The sequence below is a fragment of the Fusibacter sp. genome (assembly GCF_057447755.1).
On record NZ_JBVBZF010000061.1, the window covers coordinates 1 to 14388 of the forward strand.

A 14388-nucleotide genomic window follows, 5' to 3' on the forward strand; every position below is an offset into this window, starting at 1 on the left:
CAAGGCAGGCCTGGTTATGGAATGATGAGGTGAACGTACCGGTCTCAAGCCCCTAAGCTCAAAGGATTTAAGTTCATCAGACAAACTGTAAACCTTTGTGAGTTCTATCTTTTGTTCAAGGTCTAGTTCAGGTAGTATGGTGATCACACGTTCTGCGATTAAAGTCTTGCCACATCCCGGCGGACCGATCATCAGGACATTAAAAAATCCAGTTGCCGCAATTTGCATCGCTCTTAAAGCCATTTCCTGACCCTTAACATCTTCAAAATCAAAATCATATTGAACACCACTCCCTATCTTTTGTTCAAGGCTTTCAAACGATTTCAATTGACCCTGTTTGAGGTCTGTAAAGAGTTTTTCCAAATCGCTATAAGGATATAGAGTCACACCCTCAATATACTTGGCTTCATTGTAGTTTTCTAGGGGACAAACTATTTTACAAAACCCGTTTTGCCTCAAGCCATCTATCAAACTCAATGTACCCTTAATCGGCTTGATCAGTCCTTCCAATGAAAGTTCCCCTAAAAAGGCATACCCTTCAGTTTCTATGGCTTCATAAGCTGCCAGTATGCCAATGGCAATGGCAAGATCCAAATGGGCACCTTCTTTCTTGATATTGGCAGGTGACATGTTTTGAGTGATACGTTCATCCGGAAACTTAAAACCACTATTTTTAACAGCCGACCTTACCCTTTCCTTTGATTCTCTAATAACTTGATTGGGCAAGCCAACGATATTATACTGGGGTAGCCCTCTGCTGATGAAGGTCTCAATTTCTATTGGAATTCCCTCTATACCAAAAAGAACACTTGTATTGATTTTACTTACCATATGCTCATGACCTCCATTTCACTTTTTACCCCATATGCCCTTATTAGAGTAAGGGGACCTTGTCACCAAATCAATTTATCATATTTTATCTTATTTTACATTATTTTACATATTCGTTCAACAAAAAAGAACCCCATTAAGAGATTCTCTTTATAATCTTCATTTTCTTCATTAGAATAGAGATGGTTTTAATCAAAAACATTCTCAATCCATATCATTTCAACCTTACCGTCTAAATCGTGGATGCCCATAAAGCTTATCTTATATTTTATGTATTGAACTTGAGACTTAATATAATGTAAGGCCGACTTCCGCATATGGTCTAGCTTTGAGTTTGTCAGAGCTTCTTTTGAACTGCCATATTTCAAAGTGCGTCTATATTTCACTTCTACAAAGTAATAAACGTCAAACTTTTTGGCAATAAGATCAATTTCTCCGAAAGGCGTATACAAATTTCTTTCCACAATTTCAAATTGATTTTCAATCAACCAGTTTTCAGCTTTAAGTTCTCCCTTGTTACCAAGCGCTCTTTTATTCACTTTTGTTTTCTCCTTACCTTATTTGGACTGATCGACATTGCTGATAAAAACCAAAACCTCTGCCACGACCTCATAGAGCTCATAGGGTATTTGATCACCTATTTCAAGCTGATACAATTGTCGAGAGAGCTTTTCATCTTCATAAATAGGGACATTGTTTTCCTTTGCCTTATTAATGATATTGTCCGCAATAAGTCCCAGTCCCTTTGCAATCATCTGCGGAGCTGCATCTTGATCAGGATTAAACTTTAAAGCTGTCGCCATCTTTTTTTCCATATTATCAGCCCCTCCTTAAACTTTGATATCAATCATGCTTTGCTTTGGCGTCTCCATCATTTTTTCATCAGACACTTCCTGTGTTGTGAATTTCAAAATATATGACCTTCCTGCCAATTGATTTTCAAGTGCAAGAGACTTACTTTCAAACAAGTCCTTGATTTCTTCATTGGCAAGTTTGAAGTTTAATACATATTGATCTTTTTTCTTCTCAATGATGCATCTCACTTCATCATAGTGATTTGTTTTTAAGGCAATTAATATTGTAAAGTCATCTTTGTCATCTGAATTTTTTTTCCTTCTATAGTATAGGTCCACAGAACGTTCATAGGCATCCATCTTAATGGGAATTTGCATGTAAAATAAGGGTTCATTTAATTGTTTCGTCATTTGACTGGCATCCTTAATAAAAAGAACCTCTTTGTCTATTTTTTCTTTGGTTGAAGCATCTTCAGTTCTCTCCTTGATAAATTGAGCCACCTTTAAAAGTTTTTCATTCTCATCAAACTTGTCGTTTAAGCCTTCGTTTAAAATTTCTTGAAGCATTAGTAAATCTTCTTTTGACAATTTTGAATTTCCAATGATTTTAGACAACTCAAAAAAACCATTTCCTACACTTTTTTCAGTGAACTTAAGCTGGTTGAGCACAAATAAGTTCTTTAGGTTTAAGTCCAAATTATTTTTTGTGAAAATGGCATCTTCTTCTAAATTAAAAAGGCTCACTAACTTCTCTGCAACCTCATGAAAGGCCTCGGAGGGCTTGTCAAAAACCACACTTACAAGGTCGCGCATGAGCGCTTTGACGATATTGGTCTGGCTACCTTCTGCTGATGATATCTGTTCAGAATTAGATAGGGTCGAACTTAGCACTTCTTTTTCTGGCGGAACTAATTTTTCAGACTCTAAAACATCACTGGTTACGGCTTGTATCCTGGCCCCATTAGGTAAAACTTGCTCATTTTCTTGGAGTCCTGCATTTTCAGGAAGACTTGACATAGCCGACGACTTAACCATAACAAGCTTTTCTTGGTCTAGTTGAGCTGAAGACTGAACTATTACTGATTCAGATTGTACCATAACCTTTTCTGATGGCAAAGCAGACTCTTCCGATGCCCCAGAAGGGATTACTTTCTCATTTAGTGACATTTGGTCCGTTTGCATTTTGACCAAATCCCCTTTATCAGCAGAAGATGCAAGCGCTTGTTGATCAAGCTTCATGAAGTTAAGAACATTTTCCTTAAGTGTTTTTTCAACGTCAATTAATGCCGCTTTATCAGGCGCCATTTGAATGTCATTGAGAAATGCCTTGGCAGCTGCCAAGTTCTGTTTCATCGTATTAAAATTGTCTTGAGTCATTGGTACATCATACTTGATCATGGCCTCTGCAATTTCACGATTGCTTGTATCTGATACGACGCCAAAGCGTTCAAGCATTTGTAGAGGGGCATCTTCAGAAGCATTCTGAGCGAGTGGCGTCGCCGTCAAAGCCCCATCCGTAAAACCAGTTACCAATAACTGCACTTTTTGATCTGTCTGAAATACCGTGGCAGAATCGTTTATGAGATTTAACAATTGTCCATTTTGAGACAGGGTGATCTTGTTACCATTGACAGCTGTAACAATGCCTTCAATGGTCTTCCCCACAAGATTTTTTGCTTGATCTTGCTTTGCCGTTTCCAAAATAACCGCTTTGTTGACAATTTGATTTTGAGTGATTCTCATAATCTACCTCACTTAAAGTTCTTTAAAAAACTCTTTCTATGAAAAGGTGTTATGCCATGTTTTCTTAAGCCATCATAATGTAAGTCTGTTCCATATCCCATATTGGTATCAAAACCATACTGGGGATATGCTTGATGAAGTGTCTGCATAAGTTCATCCCGAGTGACCTTAGCAACAATGGATGCAGCGGCGATTGAAGCACTTTTTGCATCACCCTTTATAATGCTGACTTGCTTTATGGGAATATCATCCAGTCTAAGGGCATCAATCAAAAGGCACTCAGGTGCTACAGACTTCTGTAGCGCTTCTACAGCCCTTTTCATAGCCAGTTTGGTGGCATTTAATATGTTGATTTCATCTATTTCATCATGTGATGCCATTCCGATACCAAATCCAATTGCATTTTGTGTAATTTTATCATAAAAGACTTGTCTTTGGTCTGCGGTTAGTTTTTTGGAATCATTGATGCCAAAGTAATCGGTCTTTTCATCCAAGATTACTGCCGCTGCAACAACTGGGCCAATTAAAGGTCCTCTTCCAACTTCATCAATTCCTGCAACAAATGTCATGCCACTTGATTTGAGCTCACGTTCAAATTCAAACATCATTTCCATCCTTGCACATTCCTTTTCATGGGCAGCCTTCTTCTTAACCAATTGATCTTTTAAAGTCTGTACTGCCTTCCTGTTATCTTGACTTAGAATCTCAATCATTTGTTCATATAACTCAAAAGGCTGTTCAACAACAAAAGCTTTGATTGACTTAATCGATTGATCTGCACCAATGGCTTCTTTTAGGATCATTTCCATCTTTATTCTCCATCTACCAAAATGTCACTCGGCGTTTCAAGTGTTATTAACCCAATTGTCCCTTTTCTAAATTCATCCAAAACAATTCTCGCTACCTTTTCGTAGTCAATTTCGTTTTTCTTTAGCAGGCAGCCTCTTTTACGGCCTATAAACGCCATTATTTCCACAGGATCAGTCTCATCCTCCAGCATATATCTTGTCTTAAACTGCTCAGGATACTGTTGCATCAACATATGAATGAGATGAAATGCGATATCATCAATGTTTAAGATTTGATCCTTAATTGCGCCTGAGCAAGCCAATTTCACACCTTGCATGTCTTCTTCAATTTTAGGCCAAAGAATACCTGGGGTATCAAAGAGTTCGATTTCCTTATTAATTCTAATCCACTGTTTTCCCTTAGTGACACCAGGCTTATTACCAGTAACCGCCGCATTCTTTCCTGCCAGTCGATTGATTAAAGTCGATTTACCCACATTGGGAATTCCGATGATCATAACGCGTATAGGTCTTACCAGTCTACCTTGGCTAAGGGCCTTATCAATCTGTTCTTTACATTCAAGCTTAATTTCATTCACCAGTTGTGTGATGCCTTGTCCACTGAGGGAATTAATGGGTATTGCTTTTATCCCCTTAGTTGCATAATACTCAATCCACTGCTTTGTCTTTTGAGGATCAGCGAGGTCAGCCTTATTAAGTGCTATCACACGTTTCTTACCTTTTAAGAGGTCATCAAATTGAGGATTTCTGCTGCTAATAGGAATTCTCGCATCCATTAATTCTATGGCGATGTCCACAAGCTTTAGATTTGCTTGTATCAAATCCTTTGTTTTTTTCATATGCCCCGGGTACCAGTTTATACTCATTTATTACTCCTTTTCAATCTATTGTTAAATGATCCTAAGGATCACAATCTTCATAATAAAGTCCTTATTTTTGTACTTTATAATAGCTTTTCAGAACATGTATATCATTAATTATAACATAGAATATTTATATAATGATACTGCACTCTTTTATGCATAGGTTTTCGCTGACGGATTTTAAGGCCCATCATTCCCCATCACAGCTTTCGGCTCAATTTTTGGTGTATACAAAAACAAAAAGGGACTTTTCAGTCCCTTTTCACTTCACTATCTACGTACTTTTTTCTCTTTAACCTTAGCAGCTTTACCCACTCTATCTCTTAAGTAGTTAAGTCTAGCTCTTCTTACTCTACCTTCTCTTACTACTTCGATTAACTCGATTTTTGGAGAGTGTAATGGTAAAGTTTTCTCAACGCCACAACCATAAGAAATTTTTCTTACAGTGAAAGTTTCTGCGATTCCGCCGCCTTGTCTTTTCATGACAATACCTTCGAAAATCTGGATTCTCTCTCTTTTACCTTCGATTACACGTAAGTGAACTTTTACAGTATCTCCAACGTTAAAAGGTGTGATGTTTTCTTTTAATTGTTCGTTTCCAAGTGTTTTAAGAATATTCTGATTCATTCTATTTCTTCCTTTCTCTCTAGACGTTCTTATAAGCATAATCTTACAGAGGACCGCCCGATATACATAACAAGATGTATTATACCATTATAAACGTTTTTTTTCAAGCCTTTTTTTCTTCTTAACAAAATTGTCTTTGAGTTCCTGTTTTTGACCTTCACTTAATAGCTCAGGTCGTCTCAAAGCAGTGAGTTTAACAGATTCTTGATATCGCCATTTTTCGATTTCAGCATGGTTACCCGAAAGTAAAACACTCGGCACCTCGTCCCCTTCAAAATTCTGGGGTCTTGTATAATGAGGATACTCAAGCAGCCCGTTTGAAAAACTTTCTTCCTCAGCCGAGCCATCATTTTTAAGAACACCTTCAACCATACGGCTAACACTGTCAATCACTACCATGGCAGCCAGTTCACCACCCGTGAGAACATAATCCCCTATAGAGATTTCTTCATCTACATATTTGTCTATGAAACGCTGGTCCACACCTTCGTAATGGCCACATACCAAGACAAGTTCATCATATTGAGATAGAGACACCACTTTTTCATGTGTTAGTGTTGCACCTTTAGGGGTCAAATAGATGACTCTGCTATTTTCATGCCTTGGCTCAGAAATTAAAGCATCCCTTAAGGGCTCTACTTTCATCACCATACCGGCACCGCCACCGAAGGGATAGTCATCTACCTTTTTATGCTTGTCTTTAGAAAAAGCACGAATGTCACTACACTTAATTTCTATATGCTGATTTGAAAGTGCTCTCCCTAGAATACTCACCTCGGTAACCGCGCTAAACATTTCAGGAAAAAGCGTCAAGATTCTAAACTTCATTCGATCAACCCTTCGATGATATGGACAACAATCTCCTTCTTGTCTATATCAATATGCTTTACAAATTCATCAACAACCGGCAAATAGAAAACCTTGCCGCCAGTTTGCTTGATCACATAAAGATCCTGAGCTGTATTCTGGAGCACATCTTCTAAGATACCCACTTTATTGCCATTTTCATCAAGAATTGCACAACCAATTAAATCAACGATATAGTGACCTTCGCCATCATCTTCTGCATCATCTCGATAAATGTAAACGTTCTTTTCTTTAAATCTGATAATCTCATTTATATCATTAAATGCTTTAAACTTGAGAAGGACCATGTTCTTGTGAACTCTTGAAGATTCCACCTCGAATTTTTTCTCGCCTTCACCTTCAATTAATAAGTATTCAAAGTCTTCAAATTTATATAAATCATCTGTAAACGGGTAAATTTTAACCTCACCCTTTACACCATGTGAATTCACAATTTTTCCCATATTGAATGTTGCCTTCATACAAGCCTCCGCAATTAACATTATAAATAAAAATAAAAAAATTAAAGCTATTTCTAGTGAGATCACGTTGAAATAGCTTTACGTATTAATTATTGAATGATCTCAACAACCACGCGTTTATTCTCTTTTGTAGCTGCCGCTTTTACCACAGTTCTGATGGCTTTAGCAATTCTACCTTGCTTGCCAATCACTTTTCCCATGTCATCCGCTGCAACCTTTAATTCGATTATAATAGACTGTGATCCTTCAATTTCTCTAACTTCTACGCTTTCTGGATTATCAACTAGTGAAGTTGCAATAACTTTAACTAATTCGCCCATTTAATCACCTCTAACTGTCTTCTAATCCTTACAGATTAAAGTCTCTTCGAAAACCCAAATTATTTAGCTTCGTAAACTCCGTGTTTTTTGAAAAGCGCTTTAACTGTATCAGTAGGTTGAGCACCAGTGCTTAACCATTTGTTTGCTTTTTCAACATCAAGTTTAACTTGCTCTCCTTCTGCAACTGGATTGTAATATCCGATTTGCTCGATGAATTTACCATCTCTTGGAGCTCTTGAATCAGCTACAACTACTCTATAGAAAGGTTTCTTTTTAGAGCCCATTCTTGTTAATCTGATTTTAACTGCCATGTATTTCACCTCCTCATTGATTTCTTATAAATGAAGCATTCAATATGCTTATTTAAACTGCTTTGTTTTAGAAGAATGGAAACTTGAAGCCTCCACCGCCTTTTTTCATTTTCTTTTCCATTTGACCAAATTGTTTCATCATTTTCTTGGATTGGTCAAACTGTTTCAGAAGTTTGTTAACCTCTGAAACCTCCATACCACAGCCTTTTGCAATTCTTCTTTTACGACTTGCATTGATGATATCAGGATTTTGTCTTTCCCCCGGCGTCATGGACTGAATAATGGCTTTGGTTCTAATTAAATCTCTATCGTCAACTTGGAGTCCCTTCATGGCCTTATTGTTCATCCCCGGAAGCATGCCCAATATGTCACTTAAGGGTCCCATGTTTTGAAGCTGTTCTAGTTGATCTAAGAAGTCCTCAAGGTCGAAAGTCATATTTTTCATTTTGCTTTCAAGCTTTTTGGCTTTATCTTCATTGAAGTTTTCTTGAGCTTTTTCTATCAGTGACAAAACGTCACCCATGCCCAAGATTCGACTTGACATACGGTCTGGATAAAACTCTTCAAGATCTGTCAATTTTTCGCCCATACCGACAAATTTAATGGGCTTACCAGTTACTGATCGTACAGAGAGTGCTGCACCACCACGCGTATCACCATCAAGTTTTGTAAGGATTACACCACCGATTTCAAGTTGGGTATTAAAATGTTCTGCTACGTTTACCGCATCTTGACCTGTCATGGCGTCAAGCACTAACAATATTTCTTTTGGCTCAACTGCCGCTTTTATATCAATTAATTCAGCCATAAGTGCTTCATCAATATGAAGTCTACCAGCTGTATCTAGGATTACCACATCATTGTCAAACTTCTTTGCATGCTCCACACCAGCTTTTGCAATATCCACCGGACTAACCTTATCTCCCATAGTGAATACTGGAAGTTCAAGTTTTTCCCCAACAACCTGTAACTGTTTAATCGCTGCAGGTCTATAGATGTCACAGGCTACCAAAAGTGGTCTTTTACCTGATTTCTTTAACAAGTGCCCTAGCTTACCACAAGTTGTTGTCTTACCAGCCCCTTGCAGACCCGCCATGAGTATAATGGTTGGTGGTTTTGATGAAAACTCTATTTTACTTTGAGTTTTACCCATCAAGTTCGTTAATTCTTCATTAACAATTTTAATAACTTGCTGTCCAGGTGTTAAACTTTGTAAAACATCTTCACCAACAGCACGTTCTGTTACTATTTTTACAAAATCCTTTACAACCTTATAGTTAACATCGGCTTCAAGGAGAGCGAGTTTAACCTCTCTCATTGCTTCTTTTACGTCTTTTTCATTCAGCTTGCCTTTGCCACGTAAGTTATTAAAGGCATTTTGCAATCTATCCGCTAAACTTTCAAATACCAATGTTCCCTCCTATAAGTGCCAACACCTATTCGACCTGCTTTGTTGCAATTTGTTCTATCTGATCGATATGGGTCTCATCGTGGTCCTTTCTAAAGGCCTCAATAAGTCTCAATATCTCGTTAAAATCATTTTGTCTGGATATATATCTTTTATAAAGCCCCAATTGATCTTCGATCTTTTCAAGTGCTTTATCCGTTCTTTTTATGGTATCGTGTACGGCTTGTCTGCTAATCGATAAATTCTCAGAAATTTCTCCAAGCGATAAGTCCATATTGCAATAGAGATCCATAATTTCATTTTGCTTATCCGTTAGCATCTTACCGTAAAAATCATATAAATCCACTAGACGAAGTTTTTTCTCAAACATAACTACCTCACAAATTATAAAACAAATACGGATGAGTGTCAAGCATTTTTACTTTACATTCACGAATATTTTAATTTAAAAGCGCCTCCACAAAATCATGTGCATCAAAACTTTGTAAATCCTCGATACCTTCACCCACACCAATGAGTTTTACAGGGATACTGAGCTCCGAATTTATGGCAAGTACAACGCCACCCTTTGCAGTACCATCGAGTTTGGTTAGGACAATACCAGAAATTTCAGCGGCTTCATTAAAGACTTTAGCTTGCTGAATTGCATTTTGACCCGTTGTGGCATCCAGCACGAGAAGCACCTCTTTTTTAGCCTCAGGAAATTCTCTTTCAATAACTCTGAAAACCTTTGAAAGTTCATTCATCAAATTGACCTTATTGTGAAGTCTGCCCGCTGTATCGCAGATGAGAACATCCACATTACGCGCTTTTGCAGCTTGAACCGCATCAAAGATAACCGCAGCAGGATCTGATCCTTCTGATTGATGGATGACGTTAACACCAACGCGATCGCCCCAAATTTTTAACTGGTCTATCGCCGCAGCTCTAAAAGTATCGCCAGCAGCTATAAGCACTTTCTTGCCCTCTGATTTTAAAGAGTGCGCAATTTTACCAATTGATGTGGTCTTCCCTACGCCGTTTACACCAATCACCATAATGATGGTTGGCTCATTGCCAACACTAAAGGGCACGTTATTGTTTTCATTCAAAATCATCTCAATTACATCTTTAAAGACGGATTTGATTTCTCTTGAGTCCTTCACTTTTCTAATTTTGAGTTCTTCTCTTAACTTTTCTATGATTTTCATAGATGTACTCATGCCAACATCGGCCATAATTAAAATTTCTTCAAGTTCATCAAACATTTCATCATCGATCTCACCATAATTATTGAAGAGATCATCAATTTTATCTGTGATGCCCTTTCTCGTTTTATCTAAACCCTCTTTTAATTTTGAAAAAAAAGATAAAGCCATATTGCCTCCTATTAAGTGATTCTATTGTTATTTATTTTTTAATCTAATTGTATTTGCCCTCTACATCTTCAAGTCTTACACTCAGCACCTTAGAGATACCATACTCTTCCATTGTAACACCATAAAGCGTATCTGCAACCTCCATTGTGCCCTTTCTATGGGTAATAACCACAAATTGAGATCTTGCCGCATAGGTTTTAATGAAATCTGCAAAGCGATAGACATTGACATCATCCAGCGCAGCCTCGATCTCATCCAAAATACAAAATGGTGTGGGCTTGGTTTTAAGGATTGCAAACAACAAGGCTATAGCGGTTAAGGCCTTCTCTCCACCAGAGAGGAGATTAATACTCTGAAGTTTTTTCCCAGGCGGTTGCGCAATAATATCGATATCACAATTTAAGATATCATCATAATCAGAAAGCACAAGCTCTGCATCACCACCACTGAATAGGTCCTTAAAGGTTCCTTTAAAGTGATCATTAATCACTTCAAAATGGTCTTTGAAGAGGACGATCATTCGCTTCTCAAGATCCAAAATAATCTTTTCAAGATGCTCGATACTCTCTATAAGGTCTTTTCGCTGGGTGGTTAGGAAGGTGTAGCGCTCAGAGACTTCTTCATACTCTTTAATGGCATTGATGTTGACTGTACCAATCATTTTAAGTTCTTGTTTGAGCTGCTTCATCTCACCTTTTTGGCTTGGCACTTGTTCTGCCATCATGGCCTCACCGATGGTAATTTCGTATTTATCCCATAGCTCTGCTATGATGGTTTCTTTTTCTACCTCTAGTTTTGCTTTTTTGACCTCTAACTTATGCGTTTCCTCTTTAATGCGATTTGAGAGGTCTAGAATTGAAGCAATTTGCGTTTGATGGGCTTTAACTTCACCAGTGAGCTTAAATTTCTCCTTATTTTTAGCCTCAATCGTTTGTGACAGGGTTTCAATTTCAAGGACTATGGTCTCAATACTCTTTTGAATGTCATCCACCTGAGCATAGAAGGCCTCTTTCCTAGACTGCTGGCTTTCAAGATTTTCCATTCGAGCACTTTTCTTTTGAGAAATCGTATTCAAATCATCCTTTGCCCTTGCAAGCTCTCTATCCTTAAATTCCACAAGCTGTTCTGTTGAAATTCGCTTAATTTTAAGTGATGTGATTTGCTCGTTAAGCGCTTCAATCTTATGTTCTAGTTCACTCAAGGTTTCAATAACATCTGACAGTTTGCTTTCAAGCTGACCGACGCGTTCACTAGCAAGCTTAATCTTCGCCTCATTTTGAGCAATATTCTCTTCTGTATCATCAAATTCGACCTGTAAAACCGCTAAATCCTTCTTGGTCTTTTCGAGTGAATCCGTCAAGGATTGAATCACACCCTCTTGATTCTCCTTGGCATTTTCAAGCTTGACCTTTTCCATCTTAAGCTGGTCTATATCATGGCGATTACTTCTGAGTTTATCTTCAAAATCTTCAATCAATCCATCCAAAGCTCTGAGGGCATCTTCGAGTTCAATTTGCTCACGCTCACCATTTTCAATGACCGCCTCAAGTTCACCAATTCTTCTCTTTCGACCCAGTATATTAGAAATTCTAGATTTAAAACTTCCACCCGTTATAGTACCCGAAGGAATCAAAACATCCCCATTGAGGGTAATGACCTTGTATTTGATGTTCTTAATCTTGATCATGTCACTGGCTGTTTCAAAGGTATCCACAATCATGATTCTGCCAAGCAAGTACTCGACAAGTACCTGATACTTGGGCTCAAAGCCGAGCAAATCACTGGCAACACCAATAAAGCCCTTTTGTTTTTTGGCTTGTTTAAGAACGTCTATTTGTTCACCCTTGTCCCCTAGATTGTCCAGTGGCAAGAAGGTCACACGACCGAGATCGTTTTTTCTAAGATAATCTATGGATCGTTTGGCATCTTTAACATGGTCACAGACAATGTGCTGAACAGACTTGCCAAGTGCGACTTCGATAGCGGTTTCATATTTCTTGGGTACGTCAATTAAAGTAGCGACAATACCATGAATACCAGTCTTGTCTGGTAGGTTAAGCAATATATCCTTTACCCCTTTGTCATAGCCGTCGTACTCTCTTTCAAGCGTATCTAATACTTTTTTCTCAGCCAAGGCATCAGAAACGACCTTGCTAACCTGTTCAAACTGCTTGCGTTTGGTTTGCGCCTGTTCCTTGAAATCCTGTACAGATTTTAAATTCTCAGCGAGTTTTTCATTTAAGCCCTTCTGAGCATCAAGCAGCAGGTTCAATTGCTTGCTGTAATCGTTGTGAAAAGCATCCGCGTCTGATTTTTGAGAACTCAGTTTATCAAATTCTATTTCTGCATATTCTATTTTCTCGAGTAAGGATTTTTTAAATCGGCTTAAATTCTCGTTTTCATTTTTCTTAATTTCGATGTCATTTAGCAGGCCAATGACTTCTTGGCGCTCATTTTCGTTTGAAGTCTTAATATTGCCAAGGGCACTTGATTCAGCTTCTAATTTTTGGTTTAGAGCTTCAATCTGAGTATCAAAGGCATTGAGTTCTTCCAAAATCGCCGATTTTTCTACTTGAATGTCCTTTAGCTGATTTTGTGTGATTTCATATTCTTGGTCAATCTCCTTAAGCTCCTCATCAATACGTTTGATATTGGAGTCCGTATTGTTGATTTTTTCCTCTATGAGCTCTTTTTCACCAAGCGTTCTGCTCTTCTGGTTTTGGAGATTGTGAAAATTTTCCTCACTCAATCTGATCTCACGATTTATCCTATATAAGGTTTGATCCTTTTCATTATATGCCTGTTTTATGGTATCCGAATCCACCTCATTTGCCATGAGTTTATCTGAATTCGCCTGAATTTCATTGATGGCATCAATCAAGATTTTTTCGCAATCCCCATATCGATTGGCAAAATAATTGAGTTCAATGTTCTTTAAGGTTTCGGTTACTTCTAAGTACCGAATTGCGCGTTCACTCTCATGCTTTAGGGGTTCCACACGATCTTCAATTTCAGAGAGAATATCCTGAATCCTAACGAGATTTTCATGTGTGGCCTTCAGCTTGCGCTCTGACTCTTCTTTTCTTGATTTATACTTAATAATACCCGCCGCTTCTTCAAAGAGCATGCGACGTTCATCCTTGTTGCTGCTTAAAATTTCATCTATTCTTCCCTGACCAATTATGGAGTAGCCCTCTCGACCAATCCCAGTATCCATGAAGAGTTCTTTGATGTCTTTTAATCGACAAGGCATCCCGTTAATCTGATACTCACTCTCACCTGACCGATGGACCCTTCTCGTCACAGAAATTTCTTCATATTCCAGGGGGAAAAAATTATTCTCGTTGTCGAAGATCAATTTTACTTCAGCAAGTCCAAGGGACTTTCTATGCTTAGTACCATTGAAGATGACATCCTCCATTTTAGAGCCTCTTAGTGTTTTGATGCGTTGCTCCCCTAGTACCCATCTTACAGCATCGGTTATATTGCTTTTTCCACTGCCGTTAGGTCCCACAACACAAGTTACACCTTGTTTAAATTCAACAATTGTTTTATCGGCAAAAGACTTAAAGCCTCTCATCTCAATTCGTTTTAAATACACAGTTTCACCCCAGTTTTTATTTCATAATGGATATCAAATTTGTCTTATTGATTCTAATCGTATCCATCAATATTTCATCGGATTGAATAATCGATACATTTTTAAGTGCATTGCATTTTTTTAAATTTCCCTTTGCATGTCCTAAAATATGGGTTACTTGCCTCGGATTAACCTCAATCATAATGGTCTTTTCGTTTTCCACTTGATCATCGGTAAAATGATTTTCTTGACCATTCTCCCTTGTATTTAAAAGAAAGGGGGCAATGGCACTTATAAACATTTTGTCATAGACGAGTTCCTTTAAGGCTGGATGAAATGGGCCTGCCACAACTTCCTTACCTTCGTCAATCAGATCAGTCCTTTGAAGTCCTAGTCTAATCACTGGAATATTGGCA

Annotated in this window: 15 protein-coding genes and 1 pseudogene; all 16 read right to left on the reverse strand. The window is 38.0% G+C overall.

Annotated features, from left to right (window positions below):
• Positions 1-831 (reverse strand): magnesium chelatase domain-containing protein (locus AC220I_RS09675; protein WP_486723620.1); only part of this gene is annotated, 831 nt, incomplete at its 3' end.
• A gap of 188 nt (positions 832-1019) precedes the next feature.
• Positions 1020-1370, reverse strand: coding sequence for a YraN family protein (locus AC220I_RS09680; protein WP_486723621.1), 351 nt, complete (start codon positions 1368-1370; stop codon positions 1020-1022).
• 18 nt (positions 1371-1388) lie between these two features.
• Positions 1389-1646, reverse strand: a complete 258-nt coding sequence (locus tag AC220I_RS09685; RefSeq protein ID WP_486723622.1) for an EscU/YscU/HrcU family type III secretion system export apparatus switch protein — start codon at positions 1644-1646, stop codon at positions 1389-1391.
• 15 nt (positions 1647-1661) lie between these two features.
• The gene (locus AC220I_RS09690) at positions 1662-3368 is read right to left on the reverse strand and encodes a hypothetical protein (protein WP_486723623.1); all 1707 of its coding nucleotides are present in this window, start codon (positions 3366-3368) and stop codon (positions 1662-1664) included.
• Between the two features lie 8 nt (positions 3369-3376).
• Positions 3377-4177 carry a ribonuclease HII gene (locus AC220I_RS09695; RefSeq protein WP_486723624.1) on the reverse strand — a complete coding sequence of 267 codons (801 nt, stop codon included), beginning with the start codon at positions 4175-4177 and terminating at the stop codon, positions 3377-3379.
• Between the two features lie 2 nt (positions 4178-4179).
• A complete protein-coding gene (ylqF, locus tag AC220I_RS09700) occupies positions 4180-5043 on the reverse strand; it encodes a ribosome biogenesis GTPase YlqF (RefSeq protein WP_486723625.1) in 864 nt (287 codons plus the stop codon).
• Between the two features lie 267 nt (positions 5044-5310).
• Entirely contained in the window at positions 5311-5667 is a 357-nt protein-coding gene (rplS, locus tag AC220I_RS09705; protein ID WP_486723626.1) for a 50S ribosomal protein L19, read from the reverse strand.
• A gap of 87 nt (positions 5668-5754) precedes the next feature.
• A complete protein-coding gene (gene trmD, locus AC220I_RS09710; protein WP_486723627.1) occupies positions 5755-6495 on the reverse strand; it encodes a tRNA (guanosine(37)-N1)-methyltransferase TrmD in 741 nt (246 codons plus the stop codon).
• On the reverse strand, positions 6492-6995 hold the full coding sequence (gene rimM / locus AC220I_RS09715; protein WP_486723628.1) for a ribosome maturation factor RimM: 504 nt from the start codon (positions 6993-6995) through the stop codon (positions 6492-6494). The genes trmD and rimM overlap by 4 nt, the downstream gene beginning before the upstream one ends.
• Positions 6996-7084: 89 nt before the next feature.
• Positions 7085-7315: a KH domain-containing protein gene (locus AC220I_RS09720; RefSeq protein WP_069875563.1), complete on the reverse strand. Its 231-nt coding sequence runs from the start codon at positions 7313-7315 to the stop codon at positions 7085-7087.
• A 59-nt stretch (positions 7316-7374) separates the two neighbouring features.
• Positions 7375-7626 carry a 30S ribosomal protein S16 gene (rpsP, locus tag AC220I_RS09725; RefSeq protein ID WP_486723629.1) on the reverse strand — a complete coding sequence of 84 codons (252 nt, stop codon included), beginning with the start codon at positions 7624-7626 and terminating at the stop codon, positions 7375-7377.
• A gap of 67 nt (positions 7627-7693) precedes the next feature.
• Positions 7694-9037 (reverse strand): signal recognition particle protein, encoded by a 1344-nt coding sequence (ffh, locus tag AC220I_RS09730; RefSeq protein ID WP_486723630.1) that lies wholly within the window; start codon positions 9035-9037, stop codon positions 7694-7696.
• A 25-nt stretch (positions 9038-9062) separates the two neighbouring features.
• Positions 9063-9404 carry a YlxM family DNA-binding protein gene (gene ylxM, locus AC220I_RS09735; protein ID WP_486723631.1) on the reverse strand — a complete coding sequence of 114 codons (342 nt, stop codon included), beginning with the start codon at positions 9402-9404 and terminating at the stop codon, positions 9063-9065.
• A gap of 70 nt (positions 9405-9474) precedes the next feature.
• The gene (ftsY, locus tag AC220I_RS09740) at positions 9475-10392 is read right to left on the reverse strand and encodes a signal recognition particle-docking protein FtsY (RefSeq protein WP_486723632.1); all 918 of its coding nucleotides are present in this window, start codon (positions 10390-10392) and stop codon (positions 9475-9477) included.
• Positions 10393-10435: 43 nt separating this feature from the next.
• The gene (gene smc, locus AC220I_RS09745; protein WP_486723633.1) at positions 10436-13993 is read right to left on the reverse strand and encodes a chromosome segregation protein SMC; all 3558 of its coding nucleotides are present in this window, start codon (positions 13991-13993) and stop codon (positions 10436-10438) included.
• A gap of 16 nt (positions 13994-14009) precedes the next feature.
• Positions 14010-14388, reverse strand: a pseudogene (locus AC220I_RS09750) (hypothetical protein); the annotation flags it as partial.